This is a genomic window from Streptomyces sp. DvalAA-14 (assembly GCF_900091855.1).
In the GTDB taxonomy this organism is placed as follows: domain Bacteria; phylum Actinomycetota; class Actinomycetes; order Streptomycetales; family Streptomycetaceae; genus Actinacidiphila.
Map to the genome: position 1 here is coordinate 1 of NZ_FMCH01000237.1, position 17261 is coordinate 17261.

At 72.8% G+C, this 17261-nt stretch carries 15 protein-coding genes, 1 tRNA gene and 1 pseudogene; 11 read left to right on the plus strand and 6 right to left on the minus strand.

What is annotated here, in order from left to right:
• From GA0115240_RS12550 to GA0115240_RS12560, 3 genes and pseudogenes are all read left to right on the plus strand, one after another.
• Positions 1-1176: SUKH-4 family immunity protein (locus tag GA0115240_RS12550; RefSeq protein WP_176725054.1), on the plus strand; the 1176-nt coding region annotated here is incomplete at its 5' end.
• Positions 1177-1436: 260 nt separating this feature from the next.
• Positions 1437-1541: pseudogene (locus GA0115240_RS39200) on the plus strand (DivIVA domain-containing protein); the annotation flags it as partial.
• A 179-nt stretch (positions 1542-1720) separates the two neighbouring features.
• Positions 1721-2368: a hypothetical protein gene (locus tag GA0115240_RS12560; RefSeq protein ID WP_093736764.1), complete on the plus strand. Its 648-nt coding sequence runs from the start codon at positions 1721-1723 to the stop codon at positions 2366-2368.
• A gap of 59 nt (positions 2369-2427) precedes the next feature.
• Here the strand turns inward: GA0115240_RS12560 and GA0115240_RS12565 are convergent, their stop codons facing one another.
• Positions 2428-3813 (minus strand): sensor histidine kinase, encoded by a 1386-nt coding sequence (locus GA0115240_RS12565; RefSeq protein WP_093736765.1) that lies wholly within the window; start codon positions 3811-3813, stop codon positions 2428-2430.
• Positions 3814-4033: 220 nt separating this feature from the next.
• Here GA0115240_RS12565 and ppc point away from each other — a divergent pair, with 220 nt between their 5' ends.
• Complete coding sequence (ppc, locus tag GA0115240_RS12570) at positions 4034-6772, plus strand: phosphoenolpyruvate carboxylase (protein WP_093736766.1); 2739 nt, start codon at positions 4034-4036, stop codon at positions 6770-6772.
• Positions 6773-6904: 132 nt separating this feature from the next.
• On the opposite strand, the gene GA0115240_RS12575 is transcribed toward ppc, so the two are convergent.
• The gene (locus tag GA0115240_RS12575) at positions 6905-7507 is read right to left on the minus strand and encodes a TetR family transcriptional regulator (RefSeq protein WP_093736775.1); all 603 of its coding nucleotides are present in this window, start codon (positions 7505-7507) and stop codon (positions 6905-6907) included.
• A gap of 139 nt (positions 7508-7646) precedes the next feature.
• A complete protein-coding gene (locus GA0115240_RS12580; protein ID WP_093736767.1) occupies positions 7647-8648 on the minus strand; it encodes an acyl-CoA desaturase in 1002 nt (333 codons plus the stop codon).
• 344 nt (positions 8649-8992) lie between these two features.
• On the opposite strand from GA0115240_RS12580, the gene GA0115240_RS12585 reads away from it, so the two are divergent.
• From GA0115240_RS12585 to GA0115240_RS12610, 6 genes are all read left to right on the plus strand, one after another.
• Positions 8993-9064, plus strand: a tRNA-Gln gene (locus tag GA0115240_RS12585).
• A gap of 72 nt (positions 9065-9136) precedes the next feature.
• On the plus strand, positions 9137-10594 hold the full coding sequence (gene glmU, locus GA0115240_RS12590) for a bifunctional UDP-N-acetylglucosamine diphosphorylase/glucosamine-1-phosphate N-acetyltransferase GlmU (protein WP_093736768.1): 1458 nt from the start codon (positions 9137-9139) through the stop codon (positions 10592-10594).
• Positions 10595-10735: 141 nt separating this feature from the next.
• Complete coding sequence (locus GA0115240_RS12595) at positions 10736-11722, plus strand: ribose-phosphate diphosphokinase (RefSeq protein ID WP_093736769.1); 987 nt, start codon at positions 10736-10738, stop codon at positions 11720-11722.
• A 222-nt stretch (positions 11723-11944) separates the two neighbouring features.
• On the plus strand, positions 11945-12565 hold the full coding sequence (locus tag GA0115240_RS12600) for a 50S ribosomal protein L25/general stress protein Ctc (RefSeq protein ID WP_093736770.1): 621 nt from the start codon (positions 11945-11947) through the stop codon (positions 12563-12565).
• A 188-nt stretch (positions 12566-12753) separates the two neighbouring features.
• Positions 12754-13347 (plus strand): aminoacyl-tRNA hydrolase, encoded by a 594-nt coding sequence (pth, locus tag GA0115240_RS12605; RefSeq protein WP_093736771.1) that lies wholly within the window; start codon positions 12754-12756, stop codon positions 13345-13347.
• A 187-nt stretch (positions 13348-13534) separates the two neighbouring features.
• Positions 13535-14023 carry a hypothetical protein gene (locus tag GA0115240_RS12610; RefSeq protein WP_237554828.1) on the plus strand — a complete coding sequence of 163 codons (489 nt, stop codon included), beginning with the start codon at positions 13535-13537 and terminating at the stop codon, positions 14021-14023.
• Between the two features lie 33 nt (positions 14024-14056).
• Here the strand turns inward: GA0115240_RS12610 and GA0115240_RS12615 are convergent, their stop codons facing one another.
• Both GA0115240_RS12615 and GA0115240_RS12620 read right to left on the minus strand, forming a co-directional pair.
• Positions 14057-14446, minus strand: a complete 390-nt coding sequence (locus GA0115240_RS12615; protein ID WP_093736772.1) for a VOC family protein — start codon at positions 14444-14446, stop codon at positions 14057-14059.
• Positions 14443-15351, minus strand: coding sequence for a trans-aconitate 2-methyltransferase (locus GA0115240_RS12620; protein WP_093736773.1), 909 nt, complete (start codon positions 15349-15351; stop codon positions 14443-14445). The genes GA0115240_RS12615 and GA0115240_RS12620 overlap by 4 nt, the downstream gene beginning before the upstream one ends.
• A gap of 145 nt (positions 15352-15496) precedes the next feature.
• On the opposite strand from GA0115240_RS12620, the gene GA0115240_RS12625 reads away from it, so the two are divergent.
• Positions 15497-15994: a MarR family winged helix-turn-helix transcriptional regulator gene (locus GA0115240_RS12625; RefSeq protein WP_093736774.1), complete on the plus strand. Its 498-nt coding sequence runs from the start codon at positions 15497-15499 to the stop codon at positions 15992-15994.
• Here the strand turns inward: GA0115240_RS12625 and GA0115240_RS12630 are convergent.
• Complete coding sequence (locus tag GA0115240_RS12630) at positions 15953-16759, minus strand: response regulator transcription factor (protein WP_093736777.1); 807 nt, start codon at positions 16757-16759, stop codon at positions 15953-15955. The two genes, GA0115240_RS12625 and GA0115240_RS12630, sit on opposite strands and share 42 nt — an antisense overlap.
• Between the last annotated feature and the right edge of the window lie 502 nt (positions 16760-17261).

Genomic DNA, 17261 nt, shown 5'->3' on the forward strand with positions numbered 1-17261 from the left:
TCGGCGGGTTACGCGTCCCCGCCACCGCTTCCGCCACCGCCGCCCGGCGCCGGGACACCGCCCCCACCCCGGGGAAACGACCCGCACTACGCCGCCACCATGCTCGCCCGCCCCGCCGGCCCGCTCCAGCCACCGGGAGCCGACGTGCCGCCGCCACCCGCTTACGGCTACCCGCCGCCGGCCGCGTCGGTGCCGACCGTCGGGCCGGGCTACATGGCGGTGCTGCGCTACCGGGGCCGGGACGGCAGCGAGCAGCAGGTGATCCGGCGGTCCGCGCCGGGCACGCCGCACCCCGAGTGGCAGATCCTGCACGAGCTGCGGTCGCTGGGCGTGCGGCCGGAGCAGGTGCTGGAACTGCACACCGAGTTGGCGTCCTGCGAGCTGCCGGGCGGCTACTGCGCCCGGATGATCCGCGAGACCTGGCCGCAGGTGCGGATCAGCCACACCGCCCCCTACGGCCGCGACCACGCGGGCCGTCGGCAGGGCGTCCAGCATCTGCTCACCCACCAGGGCGAGTTGCACCAGGTCGCGGGAGCCCCCGCGCGCCCGCAGCCGCAGCGGGTGCCGATGCCGGATCCGCACGCGGTGCCGAGGGTGCCGCCGGTCGGCCTGGAGGTGATCGGGCGGGAGCTGACGGGCGCGTTCGGCCCGCAGGGCGTGGTCCGCTTCGACCAGCGCGCGGTCGCCCGGCAGGGTGTGCCGGACATCGTGGCCCAGACCCTGGTGTGGTCCGGGCTGCCGGTCGACTTCGGCCCCTTCTTCTGGGCCCAGGTCCAGCCCGGCCAGCCGGTGCCGACCCTCGCCGAACTCGCGGCGCAGCGCGGGGTGCGGCCGGGTCCGGACGCGGGCTCGTACCTGGTGATGGGCAATGACTTCGGACGGCAGCTGTGCGTGCAGTACGGCACCGCGCACATCGTGGCCGTGCCGCTGGAGGCCGAGCCGGACGGGTCGTCGGCGCCGCCCCAGTTCGTCAACTCCAGCCTGCCCGAATTCGCCCGCTGCCTCGCGCTGCTGGGCCGGATGTGGCGGCTGCGGACCGGGCTGACCCCGGAGCAGGCCGGCCGGTGGACGGTCGATTTCCAGGCGCAGTTGGCGGCGCAGGACCCGGCGGCGATCGCCTCGCCGGACACCTGGTGGTCGGTGCTGATCGAGCAGATGTGGGACGGCCTGCTGTAGTCGTCCCCGGAGCGATCCGGCCGAGATTCGGCAGACATTCGGGAGGGATCCGGGAGGGATCTGGGAGGGATCCGGCAGCGATCCGGCAGGGATCCGGCGGCCGTTCGGTGCGGGCCGGGTGGAAGGTATGCCTTCCACCCGGCCCGTCCGGGTTTCCGGGGTAGGAGACCCCTCGGAGTGTCGGCACTCGTACAATTCAGACTTAAGCGAAAAATGGGCACCACGGATCAGCCCGACGGCGAGGGCGAGAGGCAGTGGCCATGAGTAGTGATACGACCGCATCGACAGCGGCACCCGGGCAGTTCGACACCGTGCGGAGCCGCGGTTACCGGCCGGACCAGGTGGACCGTTTCCTCGACGAGCTGTCCGAGGACCGGGACGCGGCCTGGGAGCGGGCCGCGCGGCTGACCGTACTGGCCAATGAGATGGACGCGGAGTGCGCCGAGCTGCGCGATCAGGTCGCCGCGCTGACGGCCGCCACCTTCGACGTACTCGGGCCCGGGGCGCAGGAGTTGCTGCGCCTGGTGGAAGGGAGGCGGCGGCGGTGCGGGACCGCGCCGAGGCCGAGGCGCAGTACGCGCGCGACGCCGCCGACACCGCCCGCCGCACCTTGCAGGACGAGGCCCGGGCGGCCGCGTCCGCCCGGCTGGTGGCCGCCGAGGACGACGCCCAGCGGGTGCTGGACGAGGCGTGCGGCGTGGCCGCGGAGATCCTGGGCCAGGCCCGCGCGGAGGCGGAGGCGCTGCGCGGCGAGGCCGGCGCCGCGCTGGACGCGATCCGGGGCGACGCGGACCGCGGCCACGCCGACGCCGAGCGGTCGCGGCGCGAGCGGCTCGACGCGATGGAGCACGAACTGGCCGAGCGGGACGCCGGAGTGGACAGCCGGCTGGCGGCGCTGCTCGCCGACGCCGAAGCGCGACTGGCGGACGCCCACCGTGAGCGGACCGACGCGGAGGAGGCGCTGCGCGCCCAGCAGGCGGACGCCGAGGCCCACTCCTCGGCGCTCCTCGCCCAGGCGCGGGCGCAGGAGGAGCGGCTGCGGCGGGAGGCCGAACGGACGCTGCGCGAGCACGAACAGCACCGCGACGACATCCGGGCGCACCTGGCCCATATCCGCTCCACGCTCGCGGCCCTCACCGGCCGCGTGCTGCCCGAGGACCAGGAGCCCCCGCCCCCGGCCGAGCCCGCCTGAGCCCGCCTGCGCTGCCGAGCCCCGCGCCCCGCGGAACCCACCGGGCCACGCCCCCGCCGTCACATCGCCGGTGCCGGCACCATGGCCGAGACGCGGAAGCCGCCCTCCGCGGTCGGGCCCGCCGCGAAGCCGCCGCCGTGGGAGGTGACCCGTTCCCGCATGCCGAGCAGGCCGTGGCCGCCGCTGGGCAGCGGGGTGGCGGCGGTGCCGTCCGAGGGGCCGTTGGTGACCAGGACCGCGATCTCCGTCTCGCGGTAGGCCAGCCGGACATGCGTCTTGGCGCCGCCCGCGTGCTTGTGCACATTGGTCAGGGCCTCCTGGACGACCCGGTACACCGTCGCCTCGACCCGCGGCTCGCACGGCCTCGACTCGCCCTCGACCGTCAGCTCGACGCCCATCCCGGCCGCCTGCGACTCCTCCACCAGGGCGGCCAGCTCCGCCAGGCACGGCCCCTCGCCCGCCTCGGCGCCGCCGGCCGCCTCGGCACCGCCAGCCGTGTCAGCAGCGCCGGCCGGATCGGCACCCCCGCCCCTGTCGGCAGCCGCTGCCGCCTCCGGCCGGTCGGCCGTACCGAGCGGCAGCGGAGCCCGCGGCGCCACCACCTCGGACGCCGTGCGCAGCACGCCCAGCATCTGGCGCAGTTCGGTGAGCGCCTGCCGGCCCATGTCGCCGAGCAGTTCCGCACTCGCCGACGCCTGCTGCGGGTCCTTGAGGGCCACCGCCTTGAGCGCGGCGGCGTGCACCACCATCAGGCTCACCCGGTGGGCCACCACGTCGTGCATCTCGCGGGCGATCCGGGTGCGCTCGTCGGACCGGGCCCGCTCGGCGCGTTCCAGCGCCTTCTCGGCGAGCAGTTCCAGTTCGCGTTCCAGCCCGTCGGCCCGCTCCCGCAGGCTCTCCACCAGTCGGCGCCGGGCCCGGACGTACAGGCCGAGCAGCACCGGCGGGGCGGTCAGGCCGAGCGCCATCAGCGCCGAGACGATCAGCGTCAGCGGCACCGACATCGAGCTGGAGCCGGAGTCGCGCAGGCTGTCCTCGAAGTTGAGGAAGGCGACCAGCATGGTGCCCACGCCGTTCATGCCGGCCAGCGCCGCGGTGATCCGGCGCGGCACCTCCGAGGCGGCCAGCGTGTACAGGCCGACCAGCGACAGCAGGAAGGCCATCTGGGCCGGCGAGACCGCGACCCCGACCAGCACCACCGCCACCGGCCAGCGCCGGCGCAGCAGCAGCACCGACCCGACCACGATGCCGAGCAGCGCCCCCGCGCCCGGCATGATCCCGGTCTTCTCGGCGAAGACCCCGCCCTCGAAGGCGCACTCCACCGCCGACACCGCCGCCAGCGTCGCGTCCAGCAGGAAACCGCGCCGTCTCGTCCACCACCACCAGCCGGGCCGGGGCGGTCCCCCGGCCCCTTCATCGTGTACGTGCGCCCCCGTCGTACTCATGGCGTCCAGCCTAGGCGGTGCCCCATGGATCGCACCGGGCCCTTCGGCGTCCGTCAGGTGGGCGGCCCGTCTCACCGTGACAAGCGCCACCTATCCTGGAGCGGTCGGACAGCGCGGTCCGCGAGTACACCGAAAACGTCCCGGGTACGTACGTCAGGTATGTGCGCAGGGCGTGTACTCCGAATTCCCCGTCCATCCCACTGCACAAGGAGCCGCACCTGTGAGCAGCGCCGACACCGCCCCGGACAGCAGCACCACCCTGCGAGCCGATATCCGACGCCTGGGTGAACTGCTGGGCGGCACCCTGGTGAGGCAGGAGGGCCAGGAACTCCTCGACCTCGTGGAGAAGGTACGCGCCTTGACCCGCAGCGACGGCGAGGCCGCCGCCGCCCTGCTCGGACAGACCGATCTGGAGACCGCGGCCAAGCTGGTCCGCGCGTTCTCCACCTACTTCCATCTGGCCAACGTCACCGAGCAGGTGCACCGGGGACGCGAGCTGCGCGAGCGCCGCGCCCTGGAGGGGGGCCTGCTCGCCCAGACCGCCGACCTGCTCAAGGACGGCGACCCCGAGCACGTCCGCGAGACGGTCCGGAATCTCAACGTGCGTCCGGTGTTCACCGCCCACCCCACCGAGGCGGCCCGCCGCTCGGTGCTGAACAAGCTGCGGCGCATCGCCGAGCTGCTGGAGGCCGGGCACAACGGCGGCGGCAACGGCGACAAGCGCCGGGCCGATCTGCGGCTCGCGGAGAACATCGACCTGCTGTGGCAGACCGACGAGCTGCGGGTGGTGCGCCCCGAGCCGGCCGACGAGGCCCGCAACGCCATCTACTACCTGGACGAGCTGCATGCCGGCGCGGTCGGCGACGTCCTGGAGGACCTGGCGGCCGAGCTGGAGCGGGTCGGGGTGCCGCTGCCCGCGCAGACCAGGCCGCTGACCTTCGGCACCTGGATCGGCGGCGACCGGGACGGCAACCCGAACGTCACCCCGCAGGTCACCTGGGACGTGCTGATCCTCCAGCACGAGCACGGCATCACCGACGCGCTGGCCCTGGTGGACCTGCTGCGCGGCGCGCTGTCCAACTCCATCCGCAACTCCGGCGCCAGCCAGGAGCTGCTGGACTCGCTGTCCAACGACCTGGTGGCCCTGCCGGAGATCAGCCCGCGCTACAAGCGGCTGAACGCCGAGGAGCCTTACCGGCTCAAGGCCACCTGCGTCCGGCAGAAGCTGATCAACACCAGGGACCGCCTGGCCGGCGGCACTCCGCACGTCCCCGGCCGCGACTACCTGGGCACCGCCGGGCTGCTCGGCGACCTGCAGCTCATCCAGGACTCGCTGCGCGCCCACCGCGGCGGCCTGATCGCCGACGGGCGGATGGACCGGACCATCCGCACCCTGTCCGCGTTCGGCCTGCAGCTGGCCACGATGGACGTCCGCGAGCACGCCGAGGCGCACCACCACGCGCTGGGCCAGCTCTTCGACCGGCTGGGCGAGGAGTCCTGGCGGTACGCCGACATGCCGCGCGACTACCGGCGCAAGCTGCTGGCCAAGGAGCTGCGCTCGCGCCGCCCGCTGGCCCCGACGCCGGCGCCGCTGGACGAGGCGGGCGCCAAGACGCTCGGGGTGTTCCACACCGTCCGCGAGGCGTTCGAGCGGTTCGGACCCGAGGTGATGGAGTCGTACATCATCTCCATGTGCCTGGGCTCGGACGATGTGTTCGCGGCGGCGGTACTGGCCCGGGAGGCCGGGCTGATCGATCTGCACGCCGGCGTCGCCAAGATCGGTATCGTGCCGCTGCTGGAGACCACCGACGAGCTGAAGATCGCGGACAAGCTGCTGGACGAGATGCTGTCCGACCCGTCCTACCGGCGGCTGGTGTCGCTGCGCGGGGACGTGCAGGAGGTCATGCTCGGTTACAGCGACTCCTCCAAGTTCGGCGGCATCACCACCTCGCAGTGGGAGATCCACCGGGCCCAGCGGCGGCTGCGTGACGTGGCGCACCGGCACGGGGTGCGGCTGCGGCTGTTCCACGGCCGCGGCGGCACGGTGGGACGCGGCGGCGGTCCTTCGCACACCGCGATCCTGGCCCAGCCGTGGGGCACGCTGGAGGGCGAGATCAAGGTGACCGAGCAGGGCGAGGTCATCTCCGACAAGTACCTGATCCCCTCGCTCGCCCGGGAGAACCTGGAACTGACGGTCGCCGCCACCCTCCAGGCGTCCGCGCTGCACACCTCGCCCCGGCAGTCCGACGAGATGCTGGCCCGCTGGGACGCGGCGATGGACTTGGTGTCGGAGGCGGCGCACTCCGCCTACCGGGAGCTGGTGGAGGACCCGGACCTGCCGGCGTACTTCTTCGCCTCGACGCCGGTCGACCAGCTGGCCGAGCTGCACCTGGGCTCGCGGCCGTCGCGCCGCCCCGATTCCGGCGCGGGCCTGGACGGACTGCGGGCCATCCCGTGGGTGTTCGGCTGGACGCAGTCCCGGCAGATCGTGCCCGGCTGGTTCGGCGTCGGCTCGGGTCTGAAGGCGGCCCGCGAGGCGGGTCTGGACACCGTCATCGACGAGGCGTTCGGGCAATGGCACTTCTTCCGCAACTTCCTGTCCAACGTCGAGATGACGCTGGCCAAGACGGATCTGCGGATCGCGCGGCACTACGTGGAGACACTGGTGCCCGAGGAGCTGAAGCACGTGTTCGCGACGATCGAGGCCGAGCACGAGCTGACGGTGCGCGAGGTGCTGCGGATCACCGGGGAGAGCGAACTGCTGGCGGCGAGCCCGGCGCTGGCCCGCACCTTCCGGATCCGCGACCAGTACATGGACCCGATCTCCTACCTGCAGGTGACGCTGCTGGCGCGGCAGCGGGCGGCCGCCACGCGCGGTGAGGAGCCGGACCCGCTGCTGGCCAGGGCGCTGCTGCTCACGGTCAACGGCGTGGCGGCCGGCCTGCGCAACACCGGCTGAGCCGGGCGGATCCGGCGCGGGGCCTCCCCTCGCCGGCCGCCCAGCACCGCACACCGGCCCCGCACCTGTCAGGTGCGGGGCCGGTGGGGCGTGCGGCGCGGGGCTCCCCGTTCGGGGCCTGCCAGGTGCCGGTCAGCTCTTGCGGTGGCCGATCAGCCGCGGCCTGGGTTCGAGGCCCGACAGGCCGTTCCAGGAGAGGTTCACCAGGTGGGCGGCGACCTCCGCCTTCTCCGGGCGCCGGGCGTCCAGCCACCACTGGCCGGTGAGGGCGACCATACCGACCAGGGCCTGGGCGTAGAGCGGGGCCAGTTTCGGGTCGAAGCCGCGCTGCTTGAACTCGTGGCCGAGGATGTCCTCGACCTGGGTGGCGATGTCGCTGATCAGCGAGGCGAAGGTGCCGGTGGACTGGGCCACCGGCGAGTCCCGGACCAGGATGCGGAAGCCGTCGGTGGACTGCTCGATGTAGTCGAGCAGCGCGAACGCCGCCTGTTCCAGGAGCTCGCGGGGGTGCCCGCCGGTGAGCGCCCCGGTCACCATGTCGAGCAGCCGCTGCATCTCGCGGTCCACGACGACCGCGTAGAGGCCTTCCTTGCCGCCGAAGTGCTCGTAGACCACCGGTTTGGACACGCCCGCCTGGTGGGCGATCTCCTCCACGGACGTGCCCTCGAAGCCGCGTTCGGCGAACAGGGCACGGCCGATGGACAGGAGTTGCTCGCGGCGCTCCTTGCCGGTCATCCGGACCCGCCGCGCGCGTCGCGCGGTGGGGCCGGCGGTGCGGGCCGGGCCGGTGGGGCCGACCGGATCGACCGGATCGACCGGACCCGCCGCGCCGTCTTCCCCGTCGCCGCTGCCGCCTCGGTCGCTCACCGGCTCATCATGCCGCTTCCTTGACCGGCTCCCTGACGTCCTCGGTGCGGCGGGCGGCGATCCGCTCGGCGGTGGGCCAGCGCACATCGGTCGCCCAGCCGGCCAGCTCGAACCAGCGGATCACGCGGGCGCTGGAGTCGACCTGGCCGCGCAGCACGCCGTGCCGGGCGGAGGTCGGGTCGGCGTGGTGGAGGTTGTGCCACGACTCGCCGCAGGACAGCACGGCCAGCCACCAGACGTTGCCCGAGCGGTCCCGGGACTTGAACGGGCGCTTGCCGACCGCGTGGCAGATGGAGTTGATGGACCACGTGACGTGGTGCAGCAAAGCCACTCGAACGAGGGACCCCCAGAAGAACGCGGTGAACGCGCCGTACCACGACATGGTGGCCAGGCCGCCGATCAGCGCGGGCAGCAGCAGCGAGATCGCGGTGTAGAGCCAGAAGTCCCGCGAGACACGGCGGATGTCGTTGTCCTTGATCAGGTCCGGCGCGTACTTCTGCTGCGAGGTCTGCTCCTCGTCGAAGAGCCAGCCCATGTGGGCCCACCACAGGCCCTTCATCAGCGCCGGGAGGGTCTCGCCGTAGCGCCAGGGGCTGTGCGGGTCGCCCTCGGCGTCGCTGAACTTGTGGTGCCTGCGGTGGTCGGCGACCCAGCGCACGATCGGGCCCTCGACCGCCATCGAGCCGGCGATCGCCAGCGCCACCCGCAGCGGGCGGTTGGCCTTGAAGGAGCCGTGCGTGAAGTAGCGGTGGAAGCCGATGGTGATGCCGTGGCAGCCCAGGAAGTACATGCCCACCATCAGCCCGACGTTGAGCCAGCTGAGTCCGTGTCCCCAGGCCAGGGGCACCGCGGCGGCCAGCGCCACAAAGGGGACGCAGATGAAGAGCAGCAGCGCGATCTGCTCGATCGAGCGCTTCTTCTCGCCGCCGAGGGTGGCGAGGGGCTGTGGCTCCTGTCCTGAGGGCCCGGGTTCCCGGGACTCGGTGATCACGTCCGTCTGAGTGGTCATGGCTGTCCCTTGAGTCGGCGACATGGGTGAGTGTCTGGGGGCTGTCGAGGCGGTTGGCGGCCGGCCGTGTCGGTTACGCCCGTAACCTACGGCTCCGTAAGTATTGCAGCGGCGCCCGCCGGGGCAACAGGACCACTCGGCGTAACGATTCCCTTGACGCCTTTCGCCGGCCTCCCCCGACCGCCTTCCCGCGGGGACCGACCCCACGCGCGAGCGGACGCGGATTCCCCGCGCGAGCGGTTGCGGATCGGGGCGGATCACCGTCGCGGGCACGGGGGGTCGTACGGCATGATGGTGGCGAGCAGACCGGCAGGCCCGACCACAGGTCGGAAGAGTCGAGTTGATCCGCCGTGGTGTAATCGGCAGCACTGGGGCTTTTGGTGCCTTAAGTCCGGGTTCGAGTCCTGGCGGCGGAGCAGAACGTATCCATGGTCGGACCCGTCGGTATCCTGCGGGTGTCCAACACCCGAAGCCGAGGAGTCTCCCCCGTGAGCCCCAACCGCCCGGCTGCCGTCGTCATCCTCGCCGCCGGTGAGGGCACCCGCATGAAGTCGGCGACCCCGAAGGTGCTGCACACCCTGTGCGGCCGTTCCCTGGTCGGCCACGTGGTGGCCGCCTCCCGCGCACTGGAGCCCGAGCACCTGGTGGTGGTCGTCGGCCACGCCCGGGAGCGGGTCGCCGAGCACCTGTCCGCCCTCGACCCGCGCGCCCTGACCGCGGTGCAGCACGAGCAGAACGGCACCGGGCACGCGGTCCGCACCGGTCTGGACGAGCTGAGCCGGCAGGGCGTCGCCCTGGACGGCACGGTGGTCGTCACCTACGGCGACACGCCGCTGCTGACCGTCGGGACGCTGACCACCCTGGTGGCCGCACACGAGGGCGACGGCAACGCGATGACCGTGCTGACCGCCCAGGTGCCCGACCCCGCCGGCTACGGGCGCATCGTCCGCGGCGCCGGCGGTGACGTCACCGCGATCGTTGAGCAGAAGGACGCCACCGACACGCAGCGCGCCATCGCCGAGATCAACTCCGGGGTGTACGCCTACGACGCCCGGCTGCTGGCCGAGGCGCTGGGCAAGGTCACCACCGACAACTCGCAGGGCGAGGAGTACCTGACCGACACCCTGGCGATCCTGCGCGAAGCGGGCCACCGGGTGGGCGCGTTCGTCGCCGCCGACCACCGCGAGATCGCCGGGGTCAACAACCGGGTACAGCTCGCCGAGGCCCGCCGGGTGCTCAACGACCGGCTGCTCGAGCAGGCCATGCTGGACGGCGCCACCGTGGTGGACCCGGCCTCGACCTGGGTGGACGTCACCGTCACCTTCGCGCCCGACGTGCTGGTGCACCCCAACACCCAGCTGCTGGGCGCCACCGCGCTCGCCGAGGGCGCCGAGGTCGGCCCCAACTGCACGCTCACCGACACCGCTGTCGGCGCCGGCGCCCGGATCTCCAACACCGTCGCGGAGCAGGCCGAGATCGGCGCGCAGGCGACCGTGGGCCCGTTCGCGTACCTGCGGCCCGGCACCCGGCTGGGCGCCAGAGCCAAGGCCGGCACGTACGTCGAGATGAAGAACGCGGCCATCGGCGAGGGCACCAAGGTGCCGCACCTGAGCTATGTGGGTGACGCCACCATCGGCGAGTACACCAACATCGGGGCCGCCAGCGTCTTCGTGAACTACGACGGCGAGGCCAAGCACCACACCACGATCGGCAGTTACTGCAAGACCGGGTCCGACAACATGTTCGTCGCACCGATCGTGGTCGGAGACGGTGCCTACACCGCCGCCGGCTCGGTGATCACCAAGGACGTGCCGGCCGGCTCGCTGGCCGTCGCACGCGGCCAGCAGCGCAACATCGACGGCTGGGTGGCCCGCAAACGCCCTGGCAGTGCCGCTGCGCAGGCAGCCGAACGCGCAGCGCAGCAAGGCGACCCGCAGGGCGAGTGAGGGTCGTCTCATCGGCCCTGTCCGAGGTGCACAGGTGTCCCGGATGGGGCGTACCGTGTGGGGTGCACACAATTCCGCCGCCTCGCCCATGCCCGGGCGACGCTGTGTCGAACACCAGTCGAACTCCGAGGAGACGGTGCAGTGACCGGGATCAAGACGACCGGTGAGAAGAAGCTGATGCTCTTCTCCGGCCGCGCCCACCCCGATCTGGCGGAGGCGGTGGCATACCAGCTGGAGGTCGAGCTGGTGCCGACCAAGGCTTTCGACTTCGCCAACGGCGAGATCTACGTGCGGTTCGAGGAGTCGGCCCGCGGCGCCGACTGCTTCCTGATCCAGAGCCACACCAGCCCGATCAACCAGTGGATCATGGAACAGCTGATCATGATCGACGCGCTCAAGCGGGCCTCGGCCCGGAGCATCACGGTGATCGTGCCGTTCTACGGCTACGCCCGGCAGGACAAGAAGCACCGCGGCCGCGAGCCGATCTCGGCCCGGCTGATGGCCGACCTGTTCAAGACCGCCGGCGCCGACCGGATCTTGACCGTCGATCTGCACACCGACCAGATCCAGGGCTTCTTCGACGGCCCGGTGGACCACCTGTTCGCGCTGCCGGTGCTGGCCGACTACGTGGGCGGCAAGGTGGACCGCTCCAAGCTGACCATCGTCTCCCCCGACGCCGGCCGGGTCCGGGTCGCCGACCGCTGGTGCGACCGGCTCGGCGCGCCGCTGGCCATCGTGCACAAGCGCCGCGACCCGGATGTGGCCAATCAGGTCAAGGTCCACGAGGTGGTCGGTGATGTGAAGGGCCGGGTCTGCGTCCTGGTCGACGACATGATCGACACCGCGGGGACGATCTGCGCCGCCGCCGACGCGCTGTTCGCCAACGGCGCCGAGGACGTCATCGTGACCGCCACCCACGGGGTGCTGTCCGGGCCGGCCGCGGACCGGCTGAAGAACTCCCGGGTCAGCGAGTTCATCCTCACCGACACGCTGCCGACGCCCGGCCAGATCAACCTCGACAAGGTGACCGTGCTGTCGATGGCGCCGACCATCGCCAACGCCGTCCGCGAGGTCTTCGAGGACGGCTCGGTGACCAGCCTCTTCGAGGACGCCGACAGCCCGCACTGAGCGGGCGCACCGCGCGGGGCAGCGGCATGTCCCGCATGTCCCGCTGATCGATTTCGTCCGGGGCCGTCCCGCCGGTTACGCTGTCCGCGTTGCTCGGCGAGGGAGGCCCCGGATTCGTTTCCGGCCCGTTCTCCGTAATCGGCGCGCTCCTCGCAAGTGGAACGGCCCGTCGTGGGTCGGGCGACGTCAACCGTCTTCCCCCTGACGAGGAGTCCGACCACCATGGCCGAGGTCAAGATCGCCGCCCAGCTGCGCACCGAATTCGGCAAGGGCGCCGCCCGCCGGGTGCGCCGCGCCAACCAGGTTCCCGCCGTCATCTACGGTCACGGCGCCGAGCCCAAGCACGTCTCCGTCCCGGGCCACGAGCTGCTGCTCGCGCTGCGCACCGCCAACGTCCTGATCGCCCTGGACATCGACGGCGCGTCCGAGCTGGTCATCCCCAAGGCCGTGCAGCGCGACCCGCTGAAGGGCTTCCTGGAGCACGTCGACCTACTGTCCGTGAAGCGCGGCGAGAAGGTCACCGTCGACGTCCCGGTCAACGTCGAGGGCGAGCTGGCCCCGGGCAGCAACCTGCTGGAGCACCTGCTCAACAGCCTGCCGGTCGAGACCGAGGCCACCCACATCCCCGAGGGCGTCACCGTCTCCGTCGAGGGCCTGGAGGCCGGTGCCGCCATCCTCGCCAAGGACATCGAGCTGCCGAAGGGCACCACGCTGGCCATCGACGACGACATCGTGGTCATCCAGGTCGTCTCGGCGCAGGCCGAGGCCGAGGACACCTCCGAGGAGGGCGGCGAGAGCACCGAGGCCGCCGCTCCGGCCGAGTCCGCCGACGCCGAGGCCTGATCCCCGCGCGGGTGTCCCGCAGCAACCGGCCGCCGCCGTACCCTCCGGGGTGCGGCGGCGGCTGCGTGTGCCGTTCCTTTCCCCTGATCCTTCTATGGGCCCTCCTGGGGGTCCACCTACCAGTCCTCCCACCGGTCCTGCCGCTGGTTCCCTTTCTTCCCGGTGCTTCCTTCGATACGGAGACGTCGATGAGCGACAACGCAGACCCCTGGCTGATCGTGGGCCTGGGCAACCCCGGGCCCGAGTACGCGGGGAACCGGCACAACATCGGCTTCATGGTGGCCGACCTGCTCGCCGCGCGGATCGGCGGCAAGTTCAAGCGGGCGCAGAAGGCGCAGGCGCAGGTGGTCGAGGGCCGGCTCGGCCCGATCGGGGCGGGCAGCCGACGGGTGGTGCTGGCCAAGCCGATGACCTTCATGAATCTGTCCGGCGGGCCGGTGAGCACGCTGAAGGACTTCTACAAGGTCCCCACCGAGCGGATCATCGCGGTGCACGACGAGCTGGACATCGACTTCGCCACCCTGCGGCTGAAACTGGGCGGCGGCGACAACGGGCACAACGGCCTGAAGTCGATCACCAAGGCGATGGGGCCGGACTATCTGCGGGTACGGGCCGGGATCGGCCGGCCGCCGGGCCGGATGGACGTGGCGGCCTTCGTGCTCAAGGATTTCTCGTCGACCGAGCGCAAGGAACTGGAGTGGTTCGTGGACCGCGCCGCCGACGCGGTCGAGGCGCTGACCGCCGAGGGCCTGGAGCGGGCGCAGAGCACGTACAACAGCTAGCGGGCCAACTGCTGCGGCCCGGGCGGACGATGGCCCGACCACTGGCCGGCGGCGGGCCGGCGGCGGGTCAGCGGCTGGTGCGCGGCGGGGTACGGGCGCCGCGGGCGGGGCGGTGGGTCGCGGCGTCTCGCGGCCCTGTGAGCAGCCGAGTTGACCGGATGGCACGCCATGGCCAAAGATCGCCAGCATGGCGAAAGGCGGCTCTGAAGGGGCCTCGGGTCTGGCAGTGTTCGCCCGGGTGGTGGCCGCCGTGGCGCTGGCACTGCTCATCCTGGTGGCGTCCGGCTGGGACTCGTGGCAGACGGCCCAGTACGTGGTGCTCACCAAGGGCCGGGAGCAGGGCGCGGTGACGCTGACCGCCTGCGACGCCTCGGACGAGTGCACCGGGCCGTTCGCCCCGAAGGGCACGGCGACGGCCCGCGATCAGGTCACCGTGAGCCTCCCGGTACGCCACCACGTGGGCGACCAGGTGAACGTGGTGATGAAGCCGGGCACCGACACCGCGATCAGGTCCGGGCCCGGCGGGCTGCTCTTCGCCTGGGTGCCGTTCGGCGGCGGTCTGCTGCTGGCGGCCGTGGTGGCGGCCGGCGGCCTGCGGAACACACGCATCGCCTGGGGGCTGGCGGCCGTCGGCGCGGCCCTGCTGGGCGGGGCGTTCCTGACCCTGTCGGGGTGACCGGGCCGGCCCGCCCCGCCGCGCGGGACCCGGTCAGCCCCCCGTCGGCTTCGCCGGCTTCATCGGCAGCGGCTCCAGGAACTCCAGCCGGTTGCCCACCGGGTCCTGCGAGTAGAAGCGTTCGTGGCCGGGCAGGTCGTAGTCCCAGACCACGGCGGCGCCCTCCGCCCGCAGCCGCTCGGCGAACGCGTGGATCCCGGTGACGCGGATGCCCGGGTGGGCCTTGCGGGCCGGCCGGAAGTCCTCCTCGATGCCGAGGTGCAGCACCACGGAACCCGCGCCGAACCAGCAGCCGCCCCGGGCGGCGAGCACCGGCGGCTTGCGCAGCTCGGCCATCCCGAGCACGCCGGTGTAGTACGCCCGCAGCTGCGGTTCGCTGCCGGCCGGTGCGGCCAGCTGGACATGGTCGACGGCGGCGATCATGCCGTGGTCCCTTCCGCTCGGGTGTCGTCCGGGTGATCGAGGCGTTCCGGCTGCCGCCGGGCCTCGGGGTGCCGCGAGGGTGCCGGCTGCCCCGGTGTCCTGGCGACCGCGAAGATCCGCCGGAAGGGGAAGACCGTACCGTGCGGCCCGGCCGGGTATGCCTCGCGCAGCAGGTCGCGGTACTGCCGGACGAACTCCGCGGCGGCCGCGTCGTCCCCGTCCAGCGCGGTCAGCACCGGCCGCAGCGCGGTGCCCCTGGTCCACTCCAGCACCGGGTCCGGGCCGGTCAGCAGCTGCGCGTAGGTGGTCTCCCAGACGTCCACCGCCTCGTAGCCGAGTCCTACCAGCCGTTCCAGGTACGCGGCGGGGCTGAGCACGCTCATGGCCCGCCGGGCGCGCCCGCCGAGCAGTCCGCGCCAGCGCGGTGTCTCGCACAGTTCGGCGAGCAGCGTGTGGCTGGGGGCATCGAAGTTGCCGGGGACCTGGAAGGCCAGGGTGCCGCCGGGGGTGATGCCGTCCAGCCAGACGGGGAAGCGCTCGGCGTGTCCGGGCACCCATTGGAGCGCGGCGTTGGAGACGATCAGGTCGTAGCCGCGCGCGGGTGTCCAGTCGGCGGCGTCGGCGCGCTCGAAGTCGAGGCTGCCGCCGCCGGGCGTGGGTCCCGCGTGGGCGGCCGCCGCGTCCAGCATCTCCGGGGAGGTGTCGAAGCCGGTGATCCGCGCGCCGGGCCAGCGGTCGGCCAGCCGTACGGTGACATTGCCCGGCCCGCAGCCGATGTCGGCGATCCGGGGCGCGCGACCGCCGGGCAGGCCGGTGATCCGCGCGAGCAGGTCGTCGAACGGGCGGGTGCGGTGGGTGGCGTGCCGGAGGTACTGCTGGGGGTCCCACGTCGGAACCTCTTGCATCGTGCGCACTCCCTGGGGTGGGTCGGAGCCGTCGGAGCACAGGACGACACCGCGCCCCGCGTCCTCCGGGCCTCCGCCCAGGTTCCCCGCCATATCTCTTGATGTCAAGAGACTTCATATCGACAGACCTACTACACTGATCGCCATGGAGGACGAGGTCGACCGGCTGGTCGCTGCATGGCGCCGAGAGCGCCCCGACCTCGACGTGGAACCACTCGAGGTGCTCAGCCGGGTCACCAGGCTCGCGCGGCACCTGGACCGGGCCCGGCGGCTGGCGTTCGCCGAGCACCGCCTGGAGCCGTGGGAGTTCGACGTACTGACCTCGCTGCGGCGGACCGGCCCGCCCTACCAGCTCTCACCCGGGCAACTGCTCACCCAGACGCTGGTCACCTCCGGCACCATGACCAACCGGATCGACCGGCTGGCCAAGCGCGGGCTGGTGGAGCGGCTGCCGGACCCCAGCGACCGGCGCGGGGTGCTGGTGCGGCTCACCCCCGAAGGCCAGGACCGCGCCGACCAGGCACTGGCCGGCCTGCTCGCCCAGGAGCGCGCGATCCTGGGCGAGCTGACCGACCGGCAGCGGACCGAACTGGCCTCGCTGCTACGACAGCTGACCGCGCCGTTCGACAACGTCCCCGGCTGACGGCAGCAGTTCCACCGGCCCCACCCCGGCCCGGCGGGCCAGCGCCACCGCGGCCAGCGTGGAGTGGACGCCCAACTTGCCCAGCACGTTCTGCATATGGGTACGGACGGTGTGCGGCGACAGGAACAGCCGCTCGGCCACCGCCTTGCGGCCCAGGCCCGCCACCATGCAGCGCAGCACCTCCTGCTCGCGCGGGGTGAGCGACTCCACCAGCTGCTCGCTCTCGGTACGGTGCCGGCGGGCCGCGGTCAACTCGCGCAGCACCCCGGTCAGCAGGGCCGGCGGCAGATGCGTCTCGTCGCGCAGCACACCGCGGACCACCGCCAGCAGCCGGGACAGCGAACAGTCCTTGGCGACCCAGCCGGAGGCACCCGCCTGCAGCGCGCGAGCGGCCCGTACCGGGTCGTCCCGCTCGGCCAGCACGACGGTACGGGTGCCCGGGTAGTCGGAGCGCACCCGCTCCACCAGCGCCAGCCCGTCCAGCACCGGGTCGCGCGGTTCGGCCGGCGGCCGGCGCTCGGTGCCCGACAGCGGCGGGACCGCGGTCAGCGTCACCGCCGGGCGCGGGCCGGAGCCGAGGTCGGCGTCGACGAGCAGGACGTCGTAGCGCCGGTTGTCCACCGACGCCCGGTCCAGGCAGCGCTGGGCGGCGGGACCGCTTCCGGCGGCCGAGACGTCGACGTCGGGTTCCGCGGCGAGGGCGGCGGCAAGCGACTCGGCAAAAATGCGATGGTCATCGACGACGAGAACGCGGATTCGTCCCACGGACACCACTCCCGTAAAAGGGCACTCCCCCAGTGGCGGCGGGGCGGCATCGCGTGGGATCCGGCACCCGGACCCGGGACCGCCGCCCCTGGCCCGGGTGCCGAACCCCGTGCGTCTCGCCCCCTGATGAGCGCCGGTCCCCACCGGCGCCGTGGGAAAAGCGTAGGGGCTCCGCCCGTGATTGGTACCGTCTTGACCGAAGTTACCGCCCGGACCCCCGCAGCAATTGCCTCCGGCGGACCACGGGTGGGACACACGTGACGCATGGCTCCCCCTGCGCCCCCGGCCCCTCTCGGGGCAGCCACCGGAATCGACCGGATCCAGCCCGGACCATCCCCGCCCGCCCCCACGCCGTGCCCGACCGCGCGGCCGCACCTCACCGCCAACGGCGACGCACCCCCACCCAGGGGCGCGGGGAACTGCGCGACCAGCCCCCACCGGGAGCAAGCCCGGACACCACCGCAACCACGCCCCCACCACCGCCGACCGCCGGGGCCGCACC